We start from the raw sequence: 22224 nt of genomic DNA on the forward strand, positions 1-22224 counted from the left end.
TCACGCATCCGTACGGCGTGCGCTTATCTGGGCCAGCACGATCGCCACGCCGCCCGTGGCGCACAGCCCGCCCAGCAGGAAGACAATGTCATACCCGAACCGGTCTGCCAGCAGTCCCGCCAGCGGTCCCGTCGCGCCATAGGCCAGATCCTGAAACGCGGAAAAGCCGCCCAGTGCCGCGCCACGCATATGGGGGGCAACCCGATGCACGACCTCCACCCCAAGGGAGGGAAAGACCATGGAACATCCCGCGCCCGTCAGCACTGCGCCAGAAAAGGCAATAAGGGGGGTAGGCGCGTACCATAGCAGATACTGCCCCGCCGCTTCGACCATAAGCGAGAACAGGGCCACCTTCAGACCGCCAATCCGGTCCGGCAGATGCCCGCAGGCGAAGCGCCCGGCAACAAAAGCCAGCCCGAAACAGGTCAGCCCGAACCCGGCATAGGGCCAGTGCGCATGAATGAAACGCAGCGGCAGGAAGGCCCCCAGTGCTGCGAACCCGACCCCCTGAAGGGCGACGGCGATGCCCTGCCAGCGGATCGTGCCCAGAATACGCCAGAACGGTGGCCGCGCGCCCGCATGGGGAACGCAGGCCGGAACATCCTGCACCAGTCCCAGACCAATCAGCGGCAGTGCCGCCGAAAGCACCATAAGCGCACCGATGCCCCAGTGTTCGTACACGACCAGCCCGATCGGTCCCCCCACCGCGAAGGCGCCATACATGGCTGCCCCCGTCCATGCCAGCACGCGGCCCGCGCGCTGCTGGCCCATAAGCCCGATCCCCCAGCCCAGCATGCCCACGATGGTCAGGCTTTCACCAATCCCGAGCAGCAGGCGGCCGGCCAGCAGGATGATGTAACGTGCTGCTTCAGGCAGGACTGTCAGACCGGAAAGCGCGCAGATCAGGCTGGCCGCGACATAAAGGGCAAGCCCCGTGCGCATGCATGGGCGGCCACCCTTCGTATCCGCAAGGACACCGGCATGATTGCGGCTGAGGATGGTGGAAAAGAACGCAATCCCCACGGCCAGTCCCGCCAGCCCGTTGCCGTAACCCGGCCAGTGCAGGATCGATACGGGTATGGCCGCCAGCGGGAGCGCCACGGCCATGTAGGAAAGGAACAGCGCTACCGCAAGCCGCCCCAGAAGGCGCAGGGGGGCGGGATCAGATTTCACGGGTGATGCGCACATGCGGCGGCTCGGACAATGCGGTTTCGAATACCTGCGCCATGGCGCGGAAATGGGGCGTGGTTTCGTGTGCCGCCAGGGCTTCGGGACTGTGCCAGCGTTCCACGAACACGAAGATGTTCGGGTTACTGACATCGCGGTGGCACTGGTAGGACAGGTTGGCCTGTTCGTGCCGCGATGCGGCAACGCAGTGCTGGATGGCGTCCAGAGCCGCTTTTTCGTGTTCGGGACGGATATGGAAGGTGGCAATAACCGTAATGGGCTGCTCGGTCATGAGTATCCTCGGGCTGAAATCCCTGTCTGCGGGCAGCATAGGATGCTGTGACACTTTCCTTCCACGAAGAAAGTGTCACGTGACACTATTCTCCCATTCCGGTCCGCAGGCGATGCACGCGGCGTAGCGCCTCGGTCAGGTCGGGCAGAGCGGTGGGGCCAAGGCACAGACGTATCCCGGCGTTATCCACCCCTTCCGGGTTCGCCATGAAGGGGTGTAGCGATGTTACGCGCACATCCTCCCGCGCAGCCATGGCTTCCAGTTCTTCGCTGCGTTTCCTGCACAACGGCATCCATATATGAAAGGCGTCATAAGCTGGTGGGACGACAGAAGGCCCCATGATGCGTAGTGCAATATCACGACGCCGCTGCGCTTCCCCCCGCAGGGACTGGCGTACGGAAACTGCCGTGCCGTCCTGCATCCATTGCGCCATCATGGCGTAGGAAAGCGGTGCGATCATGAGCGATGAATTCAGCAGGGCCGCACGCGCCGCACTCAAAAATGCCGCAGGCGGAACCAGCGTGCCGATACGCAGGCCCGGACTAAGCGTCTTGGACAGGCTGTTGACGTAAAAAACCCGTTCGGGTGCCAGTGTCACAAGCGGTGGCAGGTCGGGATCGTTTGCGCAGTCATAGACATCATCTTCGATAATCAGGGCGTCATACCTGCGGCACAGGGAAACGATGGCCAGCCTGCGCGCCCGGTCCATGGTGGCCGTGGTCGGGTTGTGCATGGTGGGGGTGACATATACGAGACACCGGCCGGGGGCATGACGGTGCAATGCGCGTTCAAGCCCATCGGGCAGCAGGCCCTGCCGGTCCATTGGCAGGCCGTGGGGGGTAAGTCCACCCTGACGGATCAGGGTCAGCATGCCGGGATAGGTCAGTTCCTCGGTCAGGATTGCGGTTGATGCCGGTCGTGTCGCCGCCAGTGCGACGCCCAGCGCCTGCTGCGCGCCACTGGCCAGTAACAGGCGCTCAGGCGACAGGTCCATGCCCAGTTCCGCCAGCCAGTGGCTCATGATGCGGCGGTGTTCGATATGACCGGCGACGGGTGGATAGACATTGAACAGGGCCGGATCGACCGTTCGCGCCAGACGGGAAAGCGTGCGGGTCAGTGCTTTGTCACTGAACATGGGTGGCGGCATATTGGCCGACAGGTCCAGCACCCGCCCCGTGCCGCCGGGGCGGGAGGCGACGAATGTGCCCCGCCCGCGTATGCTGCGCACCAGTCCACGCCGTTCCAGCATGGCATAGGCGCGCGTGACGCTGCCAATACCGATGCCCAGCCGCCATGCCAGATCGCGGTGCGCGGGCAGGCGGTCCCCCGCATCCAGCTTTTCCGCCAGTATGTCACCGGCCAGCGCATCGGCCAGTCGTTCAGCCGGGGGCGTATCACCTGCGGGAAGATGCGCATGCCAGGGGGAGCGCAGGCGCATGGTCGTTCTGCCTGTCCTGTTACGGGTCTGCCTGCCATAGCAGGTCATGCGGTGGGGCGGAATATGCGGTTCATGGCTACCGGTTCCGGCTGATCCTGTTACGATTTCATTACGGATGCGCAGCGCGCGACAGGAAAGCGGGGTAGGGAACTTGGCCCAACAACATAAGGCAGCGGGCGGCAGGATTCAGGGTATGAGACCGCTGGTCATCATGGCTGGCCTGTTTTTCATTATCGGGTTCGTGACATGGCTGAACGGCCCGCTGATTACATTCGTGCAGGTCGCCTTTGGCCTCGGGCCGGTCGGGGCCTTTCTTGTGCCGATGTGCTTTTACCTGTCCTACCTGTTCTGCGCCGCTCCCGCCATGGGGCTGGCGCGGCGGATCGGGCTGCGTAACGGGATTGCCATGGCACTGGGGGGCATGGCGGCAGGCACGCTTGTATTTGGCGAATGCGTGGGGCGGCGATGGTATCCCGGCGCATTGGGTGGCCTGTCCATTCTGGGGGCGGGGCTGACGCTCCTGCAGGTCACGGTCAATCCCTACGTCGCCCTGCTGGGTACCGCAGGGCAGGCAGCGCGCCGTATTGCGATCATGGGGATTGCCAATAAGGCATCCGGAATTATCGCACCTGTATTATTTTCCATTCTGGTTATGCGTGATATTCGCGGGGTTGCAGACCGTCTGCATGATGCGGGCAGCGCGCAGGCGCGTGAGACGGTTCTGGCGGCCTTTGCCCATGCGGTGGTGGTTCCCTATCGCTGCATGGCGGTTGTGCTGCTGGTTGTGGCTTTTGGCTTACGTCATGTCGGGCTGCCTGATATCCGTCTGCGCGATGCGGCAGCCGCTTCCCTGCCCCGAAGGGAGGGACCTGCCCCACGTATGGGCGCGCTGGCGTGGGCCGGGATCGTGGTGGTGTTCGTCTATGTGGGCGTTGAGGTCCTGGCGGGTGACGGGGTTGGTCTTTATGGCAGCCATGTCGGGCTATCGCTGGGGCAGACCCGTTTCCTGACCTCCATCACATTGGCGGGCATGTTGTGTGGTTATCTGCTGGGTACGGTTCTTGTGCCTGCCATGTGCAGCCAGCTTGCCTATCTGGCGCTGTCTGCCGTGCTTGGCATGGTGCTTTGCCTCGGGGTGGCGTTCCTGCATGGCGTATGGTCGGTCGCGTGCGTGACGCTGCTGGGGCTGGCCAATGCCATGATGATGCCGATCCTGTTTCCCCTTGTCCTGCATCTGGCGGGGCACAGGCAGTCTCAGGCCACGATGCTGCTGGTCATGGCGTTCTGTGGCGGCGGGGTCATGCCGCAGGTTTTTGCTTTCCTGATCGGAATTGTCGGGCTGAAGCCTGCCTTTGCCGGGCTTGTCATGGGCTCTTATGGTGTTGTCCTGCTCTATGCGCTGCTGCTGCGGCGACGTGTCCAGGGCGAAACGTCGGGTTCGGATTTGGGGGTGCCGTCATAATCAGGCACCATGCTGTCCCTGCCGTTTTGGAAAACATGCGTCATGTTCCCTCTCCGTCATTTCAGGTCTGGTTTTTTCCTGCTGTCCATGGGGATGATGGGCATGGCGGGGTACGCGTGCGCCGCACCGGCCCTTATGCCGCAGCCGGTTTCATGGCAGATCGAACCCGGCAACATCCCGCTTGTGGGTGGCGTGCGGATTGAATGGCAGGGCGTTCGTTCCGCCATGCTGGATCGTGCGGCGGAACGTTTTGCCCGGCGTCTGGCGGTGCTGTCCGCCCGTGATGCCGTGGCGGGGCAGCAGGCGGGGCTTACGGTACGCATCCAGTGTCAGGCCGATGATCCGGGGCTGCTGTCCGTCCATATGAAAGAACATTACCATCTACGGACTGGTTCCGACGGCGCGACGCTGGTGGCCGATGGCCCTGCTGGCGTGCTGCGTGGGCTGAGTACCCTGCTGCAACTGGTGGAACGGCAGGAGGCAGGTCCGGTACTCGATGCCGCCGTGATTGATGACAGTCCACGTTTCGCATGGCGCGGCATTCTTGTGGATGTTAGCCGCCATTTCATGTCGGTTACAGCGCTGGAGCGGCAACTGGACATGATGGAACTGACCAGACTGAATGTCCTGCACCTCCATCTTTCGGATGGACAGGGCTTCCGCGTGGAAAGCATGCTCTATCCACGCCTGCAGCAGGTGGCGTCCCATGGGGAATATTACACCCGCCAGCAGGTACGCGACCTTGTTTCCTACGCGGCGGACCGGGGCATCCGCATCGTGCCGGAATTCGATACGCCGGGGCACAGTTACGCGCTGGTGCAGGCCTATCCCGAATATGCGGCCCAGCCGATAACGACCCCTATGGACCCCAAACGGGTTGTCCGCGCGGCCATCGATCCGTCCAATCCGCAGACCTATGTTTTCCTCTCCCGGCTGTATCATGAAATGGTCGGCCTGTTTCCCGATGCCTATTTTCATGTGGGCGGTGATGAGGTGCGTCCCGATGAGTGGACGGGCAACCCGCGTATCAGCGCCTTCATGAAACAGCATGGTTATGCCAGTACCGCTGCCCTGCAGGCGGCCTTTACCGCGCGGGTGCAGTCAATGCTGGCCCGGGACGGCAGGATCATGATGGGGTGGGATGAACTGATCGACGCCCCCGTGCCCGCCAGCATCGTGATCGAGCCGTGGCGCGGATCACGCTACACCGCTGCGGCAACGGCGACCGGGCATCCGGTCGTGGTGTCAGCGGGGTATTATCTGGACCTGCTGCTGCCTGCGGTGGAGCATTACCGTGTTGATCCGCTCGACCCGCAGGGAAACGGCCTGCCGCCCGATCAGGTGGCGCAGGCCCATGCCCCGTTTCTGGATGCCTTCACGCTTGATCCCGCCGCCCGCATGACACCGGCGCAGGATAGTCTGGTCATGGGGGCGGAAGCCCCGTTATGGACGGAAATCGTGACGGAGGAGATGCTCGATACCCGCCTGTGGCCCCGTTGTGCCGCGCTGGCGGAGCGGTTCTGGTCGCCCGCCACGGTGCGCGATGAAAACAGCCTTGCCATCCGCCTGCCCATCGTGCAGTCGGAACTGGAGATACTGGGTAACCATGCCGCGACCGATAGCCACCGCATGATGCTGCGTCTGGCGCCCGATGATGCGACACCCCTGGCCGTTCTGCTGTCCGTGACCAGCCCGGTGCGCAATTATGCCCATAATCACGTATTCGGCCCCAGCCGTATTACACCAACGCCAGTTCGCCCGCCGCAGGACAGGGCCGCCGATATTGCCGCCCCGGACAGTTTTGCCGCCGCCGCTTTTGAACGTGACGTGCGCGCTTATGTCGCGGGCCAGCATGATCTGGCCGCCAGCCTGCGGGTCCGGCTGGAAAACTGGCGCGGGAATGACATCCGCCTGCAGCGTCTGGCCCGGACCGATCCTGCCCTGCGGGAAGTCCTGCCTGCATCCGCCCTGCTGGCGCAACTGGCGCAGGCCGGGCTTGATGCGCTGGATGGCGGGAGGGATGGCTGGCAGGCAGGGGCCACAGACGCCCTTGAAAAGGCCTGGACCCAGTCCGATGCCTCGGCGTCCATACTGAAGGTGCGCGCCAGCGCGCAGCCGCTTGGTGATCTGGTGCAGGATATTGCGCCAGCCATCGCGCTGCTTGTTCAGACTGCGGTGCAGGCACATGAAATTAGGGCAGGCTAAATCTGTTTTTCAGAAGCGGTGGAGGTAGTCGTGGGGGCCACAATAATTGGTGCATGGGCAACAGCGGCATGAAGGCACCTGCGGTTAACCGGCATCCAGCGCGATGGCAGCAGCGGTTGCCACATCCCGGCGCAGGGAAATGACATTGCCGTGCCCATCGGGGTGGACGCGGTTGGTCAGGATCAGCACGTAGCTGTCACTTTGCGGATCTATCCATAACGACGTGCCGGTAAAGCCGGTATGACCGAAAGACCCTACGGGAAAGCGGTCGCCTCGCGCGCTGGAATAATGGGTGTCGATATCCCATCCCAGCCCCCGCAGGTCGCTTTTTCCAGCCGGTTGCTGCGGCGTGGTCATGAGCAGTACGGTATCATGTCGCAGGGGAAAGAACGTGCCATCACGTCCGGCGCGACAGTCGAGCAGTGCCTGCGCATAGCGGCACATATCATCGGCATTGGAAAAAAGCCCCGCATGGCCCGCAACCCCACCCATGCGGCGGGTAGTCGGGTCATGCACGACCCCACGGAGCATCTGGCCACTTTCATCCACCTGCGTCGGGGCGATGCGCGACCGGAGGCTGGCATCGGGCAGGAAGCAGGAATGGGCTAGACCCATCGGACGCAGGATATGCCCGGTGGCATAAGCTGCCAGTGACTGGCCGGTAAGTTTTTCGACCATAAAGCCAAGGGTCAGGTAATTGATGTCGCTGTAGACGAATTTCTGCCCGGCGGGCTGGTTGGGGCGGGTGTTCATGGTGCGGCTGTAGGCCTGTGCGCGCCCCTGCCAGCGTTCGGTCAGGTCAAGGTCCGGCGGCAGGCCGGAATAATGGGTCAGGAGATGGCGGACGGTAATGTCCTGTTTACCCTGTGCCGCGAATTCCGGCAGGTAGGTGCTGACCGGTGTATCCAGACCGATCTGCCCCTTTTCCCATAACTGCATGATACAGGGCGCGGTAATGAGCGCCTTGGTCAATGATGCCATATCGAACACCGTGTCCCATGTCATGGGTTCGGGCCCCGGACTTATGGCGCGCTGGCCATACACGGCCTTATGGACAATACGACCGGCATGACCGATGGCGCAGACGACGCCCGGCGTTTCGTGGCTGCTGACTGCGTGGCGCAGGCGATCGTCCACTGCTGTCATGTCCATCGTTCGGGCCGGTGCCCTGCGCGGCAGGCATGTGGACAGGACCAGTCCCATGCCGACACCCATTGCCATGCGCCGGCTGGGGGAATGGACAGGGCAGTGGGACATGATCCAGATCCTTGCGGGAAAACCGATGCGCGAATGCGGGACAGGATAGCGTCGGCATGCCAATCCGCACCATCCGGAATCTCCATCCATTTCATGCGGGCGTGAAGGGAGCAGGATGGGACGCATCCCGGCCTGACCCGGACCGGATGCTCAGGTTTAATGGTCACGCTGGATGGGTGGGACTGGTTTTTATGGCGGTAAATCAGGGCTGTCTCATGGCCATCCGTCAGTCAGGCAGGCTTTCACGCCGACCCGCGCATGCAATGCTCGCACTAGCAGGCTGGTGGCCGTCGTTGTGCGTGATACCGCCAGATACGGGTATGATGGACGGAAGGGGAAAGATCAGTCCATCGCCGCTTCAAGCAGGGAAAACTGTGCGGGCGCGTAAACGGTAATGCCATGACGTTGCAGCAACGCGGTCGTCACGCCCTGTCCCGCATGGCGCGTGCCGCTAAACTGGCCATCGTAGATAAAGCTGCTGCCACAGGACGGGCTGCCATCCATCAGCAGGGCGAGCGCGCAGTTGTGCCGCCGTGCCATCTCCAGCGCCTTATGGGCTCCCTCAACAAACTGCGCGGATACGTCGCGGCCCGTTATTTCATAAACGTGATCACGTCCGTCGAGTACCGCAATGCCATCCCCGCCGCAGGCGATTTCGGCGGCGGGTCTGGGAATGGGCATTCCGGCTGCCGTTTCGGGGCAGAAAGCGATCACCCGCCCTTCGGCCTGCCAGCGCGCCAGACTTGCATGCTCCAGCAGCCGTGCCGCGCCATCGTATCTTACGGGCTGACCGGACAGGCAGCCGCTGATCAGCAGGTTTGGTTTCATGGCGCGAGTTTTACATATCACTTGGCGTGGTGAAACCGGACAAATGATACAGGCGGGGAATCGCCAGGAGCAGGCAGGAGAGTGCCGCATAATGATGCAGAACATTCACTGACTACAATTTCCGGGGGTATTTTATGGGGTAAAATGTCGAGGAAAATATTTTGTTTTCAGCGACTTGAAGGGGCGCTGGAGGTCTGGGCGGGAATCGAACCCACATTCGCGGATTTGCAGTCCGCTGCATCACCATTCTGCCACCAGACCTCGGCGACACGGGGGCTATATCTGCCGAAATGTGCTTCAGGTCAAGCCGTTGTGTGCAGCCTTGCCGTTGTTTCTATGCAAAACCGGCGCATAAATAGGAAAAAGCCGGAAAAAAAAATCTGCCCGTCCGGTCGGGCTGCCGATCCTGACCGCGTTCGGCACCGTGTTTCAAGGAACCGTTATGGACAAGACAGACCCCGATTACGCGCCTCTTGATTTTGCCGCGGCCCGACAGCGGATGGTGGATGCCCAGATCCGTCCGGCACAGGTCAGCAATCCGGACGTGGTCGCCGCCATGCGTGCCCTGCCGCGCGAACAGGCCGTGCCGGACGCATTGCGGGCCTTTGCCTATGCCGATCGCTGCCTGCCGCTGGGGGATGAACGCTACCTGACCGAGCCCCGCGTAACCGGACGCATGTTGCAGGTGTGTGAAATACGCCATGGGGAGTGCGTTCTGGTCGTGGGGGCAGGAACGGGGTATCTGGCCGCGCTTCTGTCCACCATGGGGCAGGGGCTGGATGTCACGGCGCTCGAATCCGACCGGACGCTGGCGGATATCGGCAGAGCGCTGTGCTTTACCTGGGCGCCTGATGTGCACTGGCATGAGGGACCGCTGGTCAGGGGAATGGCGGAAAACGCACCGTATGACCTGATCGTGATTGATGGTGCGGTCCGGCATGTGCCCCCGGCCCTGCTGGAGCAACTGGCGGAGGGGGGGCGGGTCATTGCCCCCATCTGCCCGGATTCGGGTGTCACCACGGTCAGCCGCATTGTCCGCACCCCGCAGGGGAGTGCTGCACAGCCCCTGTTCGATGCCGCCGTGCCGCTGTTGCCTGAACTCGAACCTGCTCCCGCTTTTGTGTTCTGACCGGCGGCGCGGTTAACGCATGCGCAACATCCTGCCGCTAGAGACGATGTGCGGGCGTCTGGCCCCGTATCGTATCAGCCGGGGCAGGAGGGCGCATGCGGGGAAACTGGGCCATCAGTGCGGGCAGTGCCGCTGTCCTGTGTTGCGGCACGGCGCTGGGGCGTGAACCCCAGCCCGGAACCGGCGCGACGGAGATACCGCACACGCTGAAGGATGCGCTGGCGGCAGCATATCTGACCAACCCCGTCCTGCGGCAGGAACGCGCCACGCTGCGCGCAACGGATGAACAGGTACCGCAGGCGCTGGGCGGATGGCGGCCCACCATCACCGGCACCGCCAACATGTCCTATTATTCCGGTGTGATGCGGCTTGCGGGCACATCGGCTGAAAATGGTTATGCACGGCAATATGACAGTCCGGGTTATGCTGGCGGCGTCAGCATTTCCCAGCCGCTGTATACCGGGGGCAAGACCACCGCCACCACGCACAAGGCGCGCCATGCGGTCAGGGCCGAACGTGCGCGCCTGATCGCCGCCGAACAGCAGGTGCTGGCCGATGTGGTCAGTGCCTACGTCAATGTGGTGGAAGACCAGCAGATACTCAGTATCGACATCAATAACGAGCAGGTCTACGCCACCCAGCTTCATGATACCGAACTGCGCGCCCGTGGGGGGGAGTTCACCCATACCGATGTGGCGCAGGCGCAGGGCGCGCTTGCCAATGCCCGGGCGATACGGCAACTGGCAGAAGGTACGTTGCAGGCGGATCGTGCCACTTTCCGGCAGGTCGTAGGCTGTGATGCAGCCGCGGACCTGACCCCGCCACAACCGCTGGTCCTGCCCATCCATGCCGAGCAGGACGCCATGACACAGGCCGTGCAGAACAATCCGCAGGTGATTGCGGCCCTGTTTGACGAAGCCGCCAAAAAAGATGCGGTGGGCGTGGCCTTTTCGGCCCTTATGCCCAATGTCAGCGCGCAGGCCGCGTATATGCATGCCATCAATCAGGATGAAGGCCGGTCGCTGGCCAATGACAAATATGCCATGGTCAGCGCCGCCATGCCCCTTTATCAGGGTGGGGGCGAGTATGCCGCCGTTCGCATGGCCCGGCAGCAGGCGGCGGAAGCAGCACGGGCCGTGGATGTCAGCCGCCGCGCGGCGGTCCAGCTTGCGGCGGCAAGCTGGCAGCGCATGCAGGCCAACCGCGCGGCGATAGAAAGCAACCGCGATGCCGTGGCCGCCGACAGTGTCGCCCTGCACGGCATGCAGCGACAGGTCATTGTCGGCACGACATCGACGCTGGCCGTGCTCCAGCAGCAGGAAACCGTGCTTCAGGCCCAGATCGCGCTGGTGCGCAGCGTCGGCAATCTTGTCATCTCATCCTACCAGACTACGGCGGCCATAGGCAGGCTGACCGCGCGCGACCTGAACCTTGACGTGCCGCTATATGATGAAGGTGCCTACTACCGCGCGGTCCATGACCGGCTGTGGGGGATCAGTGATTATGCAACCGGCCAGCCGGGGCGCTGATCCTCTGCCGGTCTGAAAGGGTGGCGTGGAAAGGCGGCTTCCCGCGCATGTTACCCCTGCGAGTGATCCATAAATGTCAAAACGATTGCACGGGTGGCGTTCCTTTCCCGTGGGTTTGGGGTATATCTGCCCTTGGCCGGGCGCGGTGTCCTGCCTTGCGTCTGATTATGGTGGATCTGGTTTTTCGTGATGCTTGACAAGTCGTTCTCCCCCGCTGGGACAGAAACTTCCCTCTATGCCCTGTGGGAGGCCAGCGGTGCCTTCGGCGCACAGCCGACCAGCCCGGCATCGCCCTACACCATCATGATCCCGCCACCCAACGTTACGGGCACGCTGCATATCGGTCACGCCCTGACCATGACGCTGCAGGATACGCTCATCCGCTGGCGCCGCATGCAGGGGCGCGACGTGCTGTGGCAGCCCGGCACCGATCACGCGGGTATCGCCACCCAGCTTGTGGTTGAACGGATGCTGCAGAAAGAAGGCACATCGCGGCAGGAAATGGGACGCGATGCCTTTGTCGAGCGCGTGTGGGACTGGAAGGCGCAGTCCGGCGGCGGCATCACCACGCAGTTACGCCGCCTTGGCGGTTCGCTGGACTGGGAGCGTGAACGCTTCACCATGGATGAGGGGCTGTCCAGCGCGGTGAAGGAAGTGTTCGTCACCCTGTACCGTGAGGGGCTGATCTATCGCGACCGGCGTCTGGTCAACTGGGACCCGGCCTTCCGTTCCGCCATCTCCGATCTGGAAGTCGACAACCGCGAAACACGCGGCAGCCTGTGGTATATCCGCTACCCCGTGGAGGGGCAGCCGGGCCGCACCATTACCGTCGCCACTACCCGTCCCGAAACCATGCTGGGTGACATGGCCGTGGCCGTCCATCCGGAGGACGAGCGCTTTGCCGACCTGATCGGCAGCAACGTCATCCTGCCGCTGACGGGGCGGCGTATTCCCATCGTGGCGGATGAACATTCCGATCCGACCAAGGGCAGCGGCGCGGTCAAGATCACGCCTGCCCATGACTTCAACGATTTCGAGGTCGGTCGCCGCCACGGGCTGGACATGCCTAGCATCCTTGATGAAGAAGCGTGCATCACACTGGCCGAAATCGGGGATGAACTGCGCGCGGAAGATGGTCTGGCTGACCCTGCATTCGTACGCACCCTTGCCGGCCTGCCGCGTGATGAGGCGCGCAAGGTCATGGTGGCCGAACTGGAACGGCTGGAATGGCTGGAAAAGATCGAGCCGCACACCAATCAGGTTCCCCATGCCGAACGCAGCGGTGTGGTGGTCGAACCGCGCCTGACCACGCAGTGGTACTGTGATGCCAGAACCCTTGCCGGTCCCGCGGTTGAAGCGGTTGAAAGCGGCAAGATCGAATTCGTGCCACGCCAGTGGGAAAACACCTTTTACGCATGGATGCGTGACATCCAGCCCTGGTGCATCAGCCGCCAGTTGTGGTGGGGCCACCGCATCCCCGCATGGTACGGGCCGGACGGACATGTATTCGTCGCCCATGACGAAGCCGAAGCGGCAACGCAGGCCCGTGCCCATTACGGTCAGGATACCGACCTTACGCGTGATGACGATGTGCTGGACACGTGGTTTTCCTCCGCGCTGTGGCCGTTCTCGACCCTTGGCTGGCCGGAACAGACGCCGGAACTGGCGCGCTATTACCCGACCGACGTGCTTGTAACCGGGTTTGACATCATCTTCTTCTGGGTTGCGCGGATGATGATGATGGGCCTGCATTTCATGAAGGACGTTCCCTTCCGCAAGGTCTTCATCCACGGTCTGGTGCGTGATGAGCGTGGGCAGAAGATGTCCAAGTCCAAGGGTAACGGCATTGACCCGCTGGAACTGATCGACACCTATGGCGCGGATGCCATGCGCTTTTGCATCTGCTCGCTGACCGGTCTTGGCCGCGATGTGAAACTGGGACGCAAGCGGGTGGAGGAATACCGTTCCTTCATGACCAAGATCTGGAATGCGGCGCGTTTTTGCGAAATGAATGGCGTCGCTCCGGTCGAAGGGTTCAGCCCCGCCAGCGTGCAGTCCCCGCTGGGCCGGTGGATACTGGCGGAACTGGCGCAGGCCACGGACGATGCGACAAAGGCGCTGGAATCCTTCCGCTTCGATGAATATGCCGGTGTCTGCTACCGCTTCGTCTGGAACTGCTTCTGTGACTGGTTCCTTGAACTGGCCAAGCCGGTCCTCGCTGCGGGGGACACCGCCGAAGCGATTGAAACCCGCGCCGTGGCCGCCCACGTTCTGGGCACCATCCTGCGCCTGTTGCAGCCGGTCACGCCGTTCATGACCGACCGGCTGTGGCAGCATTTCGGTTTCGGGGCGGAAGGCTCGCTCATTACCGCGCCGTGGCCCCGGCCGGAGCATCTGGATGGAGCGCAGCAGGCACGCGATGAGGTGGAATGGCTGATCCGCTTCATTACCGCCATCCGTACCGTACGGTCGGAAATGAACGTGCCGCCGTCACGTCTGGCGCCGGTTCTGCTGCGTGATGCCGCACCGGTCACGGTAGAACGGACCGGTAAATGGGCGGAAGCGATCGGCCGGATGGCCCGCGTGTCCGAAGTGCTGCCACTGGAAGGCGAAATGCCGCAGGGGGCCGCGCAGCTTGTGGTTGATGAAGCAACGCTCGTCATTCCGCTTGCCGGGATTATCGACCTGTCGCAGGAACGGCAGCGGCTGGAAAAGGAATGCGCCAAGGTGGATGGCGAGATCGTCAAGGTCGAACGCAAGCTGGGCAATGCCGACTTCGTCGCCCGCGCCAAGCCCGAAGTCGTGGCTGAAAACCGCGAACGGCTTGAAACGTTCCAGGCCGAACGCCTGCGCCTTCAGGCGGCGCTGGCCCGCATCGCCTGATCCACGACATAAGGCCCGGATGAAAAGGGAAGCACGATGACCGCTCTCGCATTGGAAACACTGGTGATAGGTGGGGGCTGCTTCTGGTGTGTGGAAGCGCCGCTCAAGGAATTGCGCGGCGTGCATGCCATCGAACCGGGTTATGCCGGTGGTGAAACGCCCGATCCCACATATGAACAGGTCTGCACGGGGCGCACCGGCCATGCGGAGGTCGTGCGTGTGACCTTTGATCCCACCGAAATTTCCTGTGCTGATCTGCTGCGTATTTTCTTTGTCATGCACGACCCCACCACGCTGAACCGGCAGGGCAACGATGTGGGTACGCAATATCGTTCCGCCATTTACTGGCAGGGCGCGGAGCAGGAAAAGACAGCTTTCGCCGTTCGCGACGAGATGGACAAATCAGGCGTCTGGTCCAACCCGATTGTGACCGAGATCGCGCCGCTGGCCCATTTCTGGCCTGCGGAGGACTACCATCGTGATTACTTCGCGCGTAATCCGGGCAATCCCTTCTGTAGCGCGGTCATCCCGCCCAAAATCGCCAAGATGCGCCGCCTGTTCCGGGATCGGCTGGTGACAGCCGCCAGCTAGGTATCCCGCACGGATCGGCGCCCCAGTTTGCGCTACGCACACAGGAAAAGGCCCATGCCGTTCTTTATGGGGCGACCAGAGGGCGGTAATTCCCCATTATCCTCGCACCGGTTTTCCCTGACCTGATACCTGTTCCCCATACCGGGCACAGGTAAGTCTGGCTGTTGCCGTTTCACGATTGCGGGATCGGCTGCCGTCCGTGCATAGGGTCCAGCGGATACGTGATGGCTGCGATGCCGTCACTCGGCCTCATCATCAAGGAAAAGCTGGTCGGCTTCTTCGTCAAAATCGAACAGTTCCGCATAACGCGCCCAGCCGATCAGTGTCTGCAATGTCTGGCGGGCATAGGGAGGCGACATGCTGTCTTCCAGTTCATCGCGGAAGCGTTCGGCGCTGGCGCGATGGTTGGGGCGTTCGTCCAGAACGGCGCGGATGGTCCGCACCATGGGGATGTTGTGCAGCATGTTGTGCCACAGGATATGCTTGCGGATGTCATGCTCGCTCTGGACAAAACGCATGCCTTCGGGCGTGAGCAGGATGTCCCCGTCCTCCAGTTCCGCAAAACCCAGCAGTTGCAGGGATTCACCCAGCGGGAAAAGATCATCCAGTTCCAGCTGCAGCCGGCTGGCCAGCAGGGGCAGGTCGGCGCGGCCATGCAGCGGGTCCGCAGCCAGCGTTTCCATCATGCCGACAAGCGTATTCATGGGCAGTTGGGGCAGGGGGACGGCATCGGCTGAAATCTGGACGCGTTTCAGGTCCGGGTCCGTCATGTCGGCTTCCGACACCACGGGCGCGCGACGGGTCATGAGCGCGTAGATACGGTCGACAAACTGGCGGAAGGCCAGATCTTCACGGTTACGTGGATGTTCAAAAGGCACCTGCAGTTCATGCGCCACCCGCCCCGGATTGGAGGAGAATATGAGGATACGGTCGCACATCAGCACCGCTTCCTCGATATTATGGGTCACGAGCAGGATCGACTGGATGGGCAGCTTTTTTTCGGCCCACAGTTCCACCAGATCCGTACGCAGGTTTTCCGCCGTAAGCACATCCAGCGCGGAAAACGGTTCATCCATTAGCAGCAGGTCCGGCTTGACCACCAGCGCGCGGGCAAGCCCCACGCGCTGGCGCATGCCACCGGACAGTTCCTTCGGGTAAGCGTTTTCATACCCGCCCAGACCGATCAGGCTGATGGCGTCTTCCGCCAGTTTCAGGCGCTCGGCCGGGGGAACGCCCTGTGCTTCCAGCCCCAGTTCAACATTTTTCTGCACTGTCAGCCAGGGGAACAGCGCAAAGGACTGGAACACCATGGAAATGCCATCCGCGGGGCCGGTCAGCCTGCTGCCTTTCCAGATCACTTCGCCTGCCGTAGGTGGCAGCAGGCCCGCGATGATGCGCAGAAGGGTCGATTTGCCCGAACCTGAACGCCCCAGTAGCCCCACGATTTCGCCACTGCGTATGCTCAGGTTGACCCCGTCCAGAACCACAAGATCCGCCGAGCTTTCCTTGTGGTAAGCCTGTCGGCAGTCGATGATCCGGACAAGCTCCGTCCCTGTCGTCTGCCTGTTGGGGGCGGGGGGCTGCTGCATCATGTACTCTCAGTCAAAAGTGAAATGCCGGGCGGCATAATTGGATAACGGACGCCACAGGGCGCGATTGAGCAGCAGCACGAAGGCGGCCATCACCACCATGCCCAGTCCAACCTGATCGGTCGCGCCCGCGACTGTCGCATGGGCGATATAGGCCCCAAGCCCCTGCGCGCTGAGCGTGGTGTCGCCCCAGCTTGCAACCTCGGTCGCGATTGCTGCATTCCATGCGCCGCCTGAAGCCGTCAGCGCCCCGGTTATGAAAAAAGGCGTCAGGCCCGGCAGCATCACGCGCCACCACCACAGCCAGCCCTTTACGTGGAAGTTCCGCGCCGCTTCCAGCAGGTCACCGGGATAGGATGACGCGCCTGCCACGACATTGAACAGGATATACCACTGCGTGCCCAGCAGCATGAGGGGCGTCAGCCAGATATTGCTGTTGAGATGCCAGTGCACGATCCCGACCACCACCAGCGGGAAGAACAGGTTGGCGGGGAAAGCCGCCATGAACTGCGCGGCCATCTGTGCCCTGCGGGCGCGGTGGGGGGACAGTCCCAGCCAGATTCCAAGTGGCACCCAGATCAGGGACGCAATGAAAACCGTAATCGCAACCCGCAGCAGCGTGAACCCGCCCAGCGTGATGACATGTGCGATCTGGCGCAGGGTGTAATGTGCGCTGCCGTAGACCCAGGTTTTGTCCCCTACCGTAATGGCAAACACGATCAGTGCCGCAATCCATGCCACGTCCACAACGCGGGAGGGAATGATCGGGCGTACCGGGGCGGAAGGCCGGCGGCCAAGCGCCAGCCAGCCGATGCGTGTCGCGATGTCGCCCGTGCGCAGGCAGATCTGGCGCAGCAGGTGGGTGCGGCGCAGCAGGCTCAGCACCCATGGATCGGGGGCGCTGACAGTGGCGCCATCGTCGGTCTGGAAGCGGGCGGACCATGCCACCAGCGGACGGAACAGCAACTGGTCATAGGCAAGGATTACGGCCAGCATCGCCACGATGGCGTAGAAAATGGCCCAGATATTGCGCTGTTCGATCGCCACGCCGACATAGGAACCGATGCCGGGCAGGGCGATGTCCGTGTTGCCGACGGTGATCGTTTCGGAATAGACGACCATGAACCATCCGCCTGACATGGAAATCATGGTGTTCCATACAAGCGAAGGAATGGCGAAGGGCACTTCCAGCCGCCAGAAGCGCTGCCACGGGGTCAGGCCAAAGCAGCGCGCCGCTTCTTCCAGATCAGGGGGCACGGTACGCAGCGCCTGATACATGGCAAAGGCCATGTTCCATGCCTGACTGGTAAAGATGGTGAAGATGGCGGCCAGTTCCGCCCCCATCATCCGGCCCGGAAACAGGCCAAGGAAAAAGACGACGGTAAAGGTAAGGAAGCCAAGGATAGGAACCGATTGCAGGATATCCAGCAGCGGGATCAGCACCTGTCCCGCGCGCCTGCTCTTGGCTGCCCACACCGCGTAGGTAAACGTAAAGACCAGCGATGCGCCAAGGGCTGCGAACATGCGCAGCGTCGTCCGCACTGCGTAGGCAGGCAGCCACAGGGGGCTGAGATGGATGGTCCCGGCCTCACTGGGTGGAATGGGCACCAGCATGTGCCGCCCTGCCGTGGCAATGACAACGGCCGCGGCCATGATCGCCAGCAGGCCGAGCAGGTCCGCGATATTGGGGCGGACGCGCAGGTTCCCTGATAGCCCGGTTTCCGTCACCCTGCCGTGCCCGTACTGCCAAATCCGCCCGCGCCGCGCTGCGTCTCCTCCAGTTCCGAATATTCGACCCATTCGCCGCGCACGACGGGGGCCAGTACCGCCTGTGCAATGCGCATGCCGCGTTCGACCACGAAATGCTCGCTGCCGGTGTTGAGGATGATGACGCCGATTTCGCCCCGGTAATCCTCATCAATCGTGCCGGGGGCATTGGGCAGGGTAATGCCATGCTTCAGCGCCAGACCGGAACGCGGGCGGATCTGGAGTTCGTATCCACGCGGCAATGCCACGCACAGGCCCGTGGGGATCAGCGCGCGTGCGCCCGCCCAGACCGTTACCGGATCGATCACGGCGGCCAGCAGGTCCATGCCAGCCGCGCCATCGGTCGCGTAGGCAGGCAGCGGCAGGTCCCGCGCATGGGCAAGGCGGCGGACGCGGATGGGCTGGATGGAAAAACTCATGGCAGGGGTCCGTCAGGTAATTTCAGTCTCAGGTTGTGTATGCATGAATGTGGCGATTCGCGCGACCAGCCTGCGGGCGACCTGTGTCTTGTCCAGCCGGGGCCAGTGTTCGGCCCCGCTGGCGTCGATCAGTGTCACCTCGTTTTCCGTCCCGCCCATGATGCCGGTGGCCGGACTGACATCATTGGCGACGATCCAGTCACATCCCTTGCGCAGGCGCTTGGCGGTGGCGTGCGCGATGACATGTTCGGTTTCCGCCGCGAAACCGATGACCAGACGCGGACGCGCGGATGCAGACCGGCTGAGCGTGGCCAGAATATCGGGATTGGGGCTGAGGCGGAGTTCGGGCGGCCTGCCGTCATCCGTTTTCTTGATTTTCTGCGTGGCGGCGGCAATGTGCCAGTCCGCCACGGCGGCGGCGCATACGGCAATGTCGCATGGCAGGGCGCTGGTGCAGGCCGCAAGCATTTCCCGTGCCGTCTCGATGCGTATTACATGCATGCCGGGCGGGTCGGGCAGGGTGGTCGGCCCGCTGACCAGTGTGACATCGGCGCCCGCTTCCGCCAGCAGGCGCGCAATGGCATAGCCCTGCGTGCCCGATGAACGGTTGGCGAGGTAGCGCACCGGGTCAACCGGTTCATGCGTGGGGCCTGCCGTGACAAGCGCCCTGCGGCCTGCCAGCGGGCGTTCCCCATCCAGCCTGTGCATGATGGCGGCAAGGATGGCGTCAGGCTCCGCCAGTCGTCCCGGCCCGGTTTCATTGCAGGCCATGCGTCCTGTGTCAGGCCCAACGAATTCCACGCCGCGCGCCCGCAGCGTGGCGGTATTGGCCTGCGTGGCGGGGTGTTCCCACATCCGCACATTCATCGCCGGTGCCACCAGAACGGGTGTGTCGGTGGCCAGAAGGACGGTGGTGGCCAGATCGTCGGCCTGTCCCGTGGCCATGCGGGCAAGCATGTTGGCGGTGGCGGGGCAGACCACGATCAGGTCACTGGCGCGGGACAGGGCGATATGTCCCATCTCGCTCTCATCGGTCAGGGAGAACAGGTCGGTGAAGACACGTTCCCCGCTCAGGGCCTGCAGCGCCATGGGGGTGACGAATCGCGCGCCCGCTTCCGTCAGGACCGTGCGGACGCGTATGCCCTGTTCACCCAGCCTGCGGATCAGGTCCAGCGCCTTGTAGGCGGCGATTCCCCCGCATACGATCAGCAGGACAGACCGATCCGCCCGCCCCGTCATCAGATGCGCCAGCCGGAATGGATGGCCGCGATTCCACCGGAAAGGTTCTGGTAGCTTACGCGTTCCAGCCCCGCTTCGCGCATCATGTCCGCCAGCGTTTCCTGATCGGGAAACATGCGGATGCTTTCGGCCAGATACTGGTAGCTTTCACGGTCGCCCGCAATGGCCGCCCCCATGCGGGGCAGGACATGGAAGGACCATGCGTCGTAAACCGGCGCGAAGGCCGCCACCTGCACGCGGGAGAATTCAAGGCACAGGAACCGCCCGCCCGGTCGCAGGATGCGCCGTGCCTCGCGCAGGACCTGCAGCTTGTCCGTGCAGTTGCGCAGGCCAAAGGCGATGGACACGCGGTCAACCGAGTTGTCGGCCAGCGGAATCGCTTCCGCATCGACGGCAAGGAAGTTGAGGCCCGAAACCAGCCCACGGTCCAGCGCCCGGTTACGGCCAACGGTCAGCATGCTTACATTGATGTCGGACAGGATGGCGGGACCGCCGCCACCGCGCAGCCAGCCGAACGAGATATCGCCCGTGCCCCCGGCCAGGTCGAGCAGGGACAGATCGGGGTGGGGGGCGAGTTCGTTGACGAAAATCCGCTTCCACGCGCGATGGATGCCCAGCGACATCACGTCGTTCATGATGTCGTATTTGGAGGCAACGCTGTCAAAGACATCGCGGACGAGGGATTTCTTCTGCCGCAATGGCACATCGCGGAAGCCGAAATCGGTGGTATCCGCGTGGCGGTCATCGGGACGGCCTGCGGAAGGGGAGGGATGGTATGGCTGGCTATTGTCGGTCATGATGCACAGGTATAACCCCAGATGAGGCCATGCCGGAACTCCCTGAAGTCGAAACTGTGATGCGCGGGATGCGAGTGCATCTTGAAGGTCACACAATTTCCCACGCCAGCACGCACCATACCGGCCTGCGATGGCCATTTCCGCCCGGCCTGGCCAAAGCACTGTCGGGACGGCGGGTGGATGGATTCGCCCGGCGTGGCAAATATATTCTCATAACGTTGTCGGGCGGCATGGTTGCGCTGCTGCATCTGGGCATGTCGGGGCGCATCGTGCTGTCGCGCCCGGATGCGGATGAACCCGTGGCCCCGCCCGCCCGGCATGAACATCTGGTTATCGAAACACGCGAGGGCGCGCGTTGCGGGCTTGTCGATCCGCGCCGGTTCGGCATGGTCGATCTGGTCGCGGCGGACAAGGTGGAAACCCATCGTCTGCTGGCTGGCATGGGGCCGGAACCGCTGGGCAACCGCTTTGATGGCGCATGGCTTGCGCAGAAGGGCAGGGGGCGGCGCAGCAGCATCAAGGCCCTGCTGCTGGATCAGCGCGTCGTGGCGGGGTTGGGTAATATATATGTATCCGAAGCCCTGTTCCGGGCGCGCATCCATCCCGCACGCGCGGCAGGGGATGTAAGTGAGGCGGAATATGCCACCCTCGTCACCCAGATACGCATCGTGCTGGAAGAAGCGATCGCCGCTGGCGGGTCAAGCCTGCGTGATTATGTGCAACCGGACGGGGAACTGGGTTATTTTCAGCATGCTTGGCGCGTCTATGGGCGTGAGGGGACGGGATGCCCGGAGTGTCCCGGTCCGCCGGGGTGTGACGGTGTGGTGCGGATCACCCAGTCCGGGCGGTCCACCTTCTTCTGTCCGCGCCTGCAGGCTGATGAAAACGATTTTGGTAAAGACTTGTCTTGACGAATGCCGTCAGGGTGGACTAGATCGCCAGCCTGATATGGGATGTCCGCAACGATCGGGTGGCGGACCGCCGTAACCTGATTTATGCAGATGAACTGAGAGCAATGGCCAATACAGCTTCCGCGCGTAAGCGCATCCGTCAGAACGAACGTCGCAACGCCCGCAACACGGCCCGCCTTTCGCGCGTGCGCACCTTCGTCAAGAAGGTCGAAGTGGCGATCGCTTCGGGCAAGAAGGACGACGCCGCTGTTGCCCTGCGCGCAGCCCAGCCGGAACTGCAGCGTGCGGTCGGCAAGGGTGTGCTGCATGCCAACACCGTTGCCCGCCGTATTTCCCGCCTGTCCGCCCGCATCAAGTCCCTTGCTGCGGCGTAAAATACGACCGGTTTCTTTCATCTGAAAGAATCACGGAAGTAATGAAGAAGGTCGTATATCGCCATTAGTGGTGATAGCGGCCTTTTTTGTTTTTCATATCGTCCCGCTGTGATCGGGTTTTGACGAATCCGGGGCAGATTCCCGTTGCTTCGTCCGATTCCCTGCTCTAGTTTACGCGGATAATTTCAACGTCATCGGTAATCTTGGCCAGCAGGTCAGGGTGGTGGGTCGTATCCTGTGCGACTGGCCGCCTTGCGCGGGATTGACGGCGTTGCAGACTGTATGAATGAGCGGGGGTACGGGCGGCAGGTGCTGGCTGCGCGTGCCCTATGTAGCCGGGAGCGGAT

The 22224-nt window shown here is 62.8% G+C and carries 18 protein-coding genes and 1 tRNA gene; 8 read left to right on the forward strand and 11 right to left on the reverse strand.

Going from position 1 to position 22224, the window contains the following annotated elements:
* The 3 genes from KSAC_RS14175 to KSAC_RS14185 form a co-directional block, all read right to left on the reverse strand.
* The gene (locus tag KSAC_RS14175; protein WP_132305968.1) at positions 1-1188 is read right to left on the reverse strand and encodes an arabinose transporter; all 1188 of its coding nucleotides are present in this window, start codon (positions 1186-1188) and stop codon (positions 1-3) included.
* The gene (locus KSAC_RS14180; RefSeq protein WP_132305970.1) at positions 1163-1459 is read right to left on the reverse strand and encodes a putative quinol monooxygenase; all 297 of its coding nucleotides are present in this window, start codon (positions 1457-1459) and stop codon (positions 1163-1165) included. Before KSAC_RS14180 ends, KSAC_RS14175 begins: the two co-directional genes overlap by 26 nt.
* A gap of 85 nt (positions 1460-1544) precedes the next feature.
* Positions 1545-2897, reverse strand: a complete 1353-nt coding sequence (locus KSAC_RS14185; protein WP_132305972.1) for an aminotransferase-like domain-containing protein — start codon at positions 2895-2897, stop codon at positions 1545-1547.
* Positions 2898-3090: 193 nt separating this feature from the next.
* On the opposite strand from KSAC_RS14185, the gene gluP reads away from it, so the two are divergent.
* A complete protein-coding gene (gene gluP, locus KSAC_RS14190; RefSeq protein WP_132305974.1) occupies positions 3091-4359 on the forward strand; it encodes a glucose/galactose MFS transporter in 1269 nt (422 codons plus the stop codon).
* Between the two features lie 42 nt (positions 4360-4401).
* Positions 4402-6564: a beta-N-acetylhexosaminidase gene (locus KSAC_RS14195; protein WP_132305976.1), complete on the forward strand. Its 2163-nt coding sequence runs from the start codon at positions 4402-4404 to the stop codon at positions 6562-6564.
* An 84-nt stretch (positions 6565-6648) separates the two neighbouring features.
* On the opposite strand, the gene KSAC_RS14200 is transcribed toward KSAC_RS14195, so the two are convergent.
* From KSAC_RS14200 to KSAC_RS14210, 3 genes are all read right to left on the reverse strand, one after another.
* Positions 6649-7767 (reverse strand): serine hydrolase domain-containing protein, encoded by a 1119-nt coding sequence (locus KSAC_RS14200; RefSeq protein WP_243705383.1) that lies wholly within the window; start codon positions 7765-7767, stop codon positions 6649-6651.
* A 396-nt stretch (positions 7768-8163) separates the two neighbouring features.
* Positions 8164-8649, reverse strand: a complete 486-nt coding sequence (locus KSAC_RS14205) for a DUF523 domain-containing protein (RefSeq protein ID WP_132305978.1) — start codon at positions 8647-8649, stop codon at positions 8164-8166.
* Between the two features lie 187 nt (positions 8650-8836).
* Positions 8837-8910: transfer RNA gene (locus KSAC_RS14210), tRNA-Cys, on the reverse strand.
* A gap of 181 nt (positions 8911-9091) precedes the next feature.
* Between KSAC_RS14210 and KSAC_RS14215 the strand changes: the two genes are divergently transcribed.
* The 4 genes from KSAC_RS14215 to msrA all read left to right on the forward strand — a co-directional run bounded on the left by KSAC_RS14215 (position 9092) and on the right by msrA (position 14781).
* Positions 9092-9778, forward strand: coding sequence for a protein-L-isoaspartate O-methyltransferase family protein (locus KSAC_RS14215; protein ID WP_132305980.1), 687 nt, complete (start codon positions 9092-9094; stop codon positions 9776-9778).
* 95 nt (positions 9779-9873) lie between these two features.
* A complete protein-coding gene (locus KSAC_RS14220; RefSeq protein WP_102324347.1) occupies positions 9874-11307 on the forward strand; it encodes a TolC family outer membrane protein in 1434 nt (477 codons plus the stop codon).
* A gap of 189 nt (positions 11308-11496) precedes the next feature.
* Positions 11497-14190, forward strand: coding sequence for a valine--tRNA ligase (locus tag KSAC_RS14225; RefSeq protein ID WP_132306319.1), 2694 nt, complete (start codon positions 11497-11499; stop codon positions 14188-14190).
* Positions 14191-14226: 36 nt separating this feature from the next.
* A complete protein-coding gene (gene msrA, locus KSAC_RS14230) occupies positions 14227-14781 on the forward strand; it encodes a peptide-methionine (S)-S-oxide reductase MsrA (RefSeq protein ID WP_102324345.1) in 555 nt (184 codons plus the stop codon).
* A 239-nt stretch (positions 14782-15020) separates the two neighbouring features.
* On the opposite strand, the gene KSAC_RS14235 is transcribed toward msrA, so the two are convergent.
* The 5 genes from KSAC_RS14235 to KSAC_RS14255 are packed head-to-tail and all read right to left on the reverse strand — an operon-like array spanning position 15021 to position 20592.
* Positions 15021-16373: an ABC transporter ATP-binding protein gene (locus KSAC_RS14235; RefSeq protein ID WP_102324344.1), complete on the reverse strand. Its 1353-nt coding sequence runs from the start codon at positions 16371-16373 to the stop codon at positions 15021-15023.
* 6 nt (positions 16374-16379) lie between these two features.
* On the reverse strand, positions 16380-18098 hold the full coding sequence (locus KSAC_RS14240) for an ABC transporter permease (RefSeq protein WP_132305982.1): 1719 nt from the start codon (positions 18096-18098) through the stop codon (positions 16380-16382).
* The gene (gene dut / locus KSAC_RS14245; RefSeq protein ID WP_102324342.1) at positions 18095-18556 is read right to left on the reverse strand and encodes a dUTP diphosphatase; all 462 of its coding nucleotides are present in this window, start codon (positions 18554-18556) and stop codon (positions 18095-18097) included. The genes KSAC_RS14240 and dut overlap by 4 nt, the downstream gene beginning before the upstream one ends.
* 12 nt (positions 18557-18568) lie before the next feature.
* Positions 18569-19795, reverse strand: a complete 1227-nt coding sequence (coaBC, locus tag KSAC_RS14250; RefSeq protein ID WP_132305984.1) for a bifunctional phosphopantothenoylcysteine decarboxylase/phosphopantothenate--cysteine ligase CoaBC — start codon at positions 19793-19795, stop codon at positions 18569-18571.
* Positions 19795-20592, reverse strand: a complete 798-nt coding sequence (locus KSAC_RS14255) for a class I SAM-dependent methyltransferase (protein WP_102324340.1) — start codon at positions 20590-20592, stop codon at positions 19795-19797. Before KSAC_RS14255 ends, coaBC begins: the two co-directional genes overlap by 1 nt.
* A gap of 29 nt (positions 20593-20621) precedes the next feature.
* Here KSAC_RS14255 and mutM point away from each other — a divergent pair, with 29 nt between their 5' ends.
* Together mutM and rpsT are read left to right on the forward strand one after the other, a co-directional pair.
* Positions 20622-21503 carry a bifunctional DNA-formamidopyrimidine glycosylase/DNA-(apurinic or apyrimidinic site) lyase gene (gene mutM / locus KSAC_RS14260; protein WP_118962300.1) on the forward strand — a complete coding sequence of 294 codons (882 nt, stop codon included), beginning with the start codon at positions 20622-20624 and terminating at the stop codon, positions 21501-21503.
* Positions 21504-21607: 104 nt separating this feature from the next.
* Positions 21608-21877, forward strand: a complete 270-nt coding sequence (gene rpsT / locus KSAC_RS14265) for a 30S ribosomal protein S20 (RefSeq protein WP_102324338.1) — start codon at positions 21608-21610, stop codon at positions 21875-21877.
* Positions 21878-22224: the final 347 nt, after the last annotated feature.

Source organism: Komagataeibacter saccharivorans (assembly GCF_004348195.1).
In the GTDB taxonomy this organism is placed as follows: Bacteria; Pseudomonadota; Alphaproteobacteria; order Acetobacterales; family Acetobacteraceae; genus Komagataeibacter; species Komagataeibacter saccharivorans.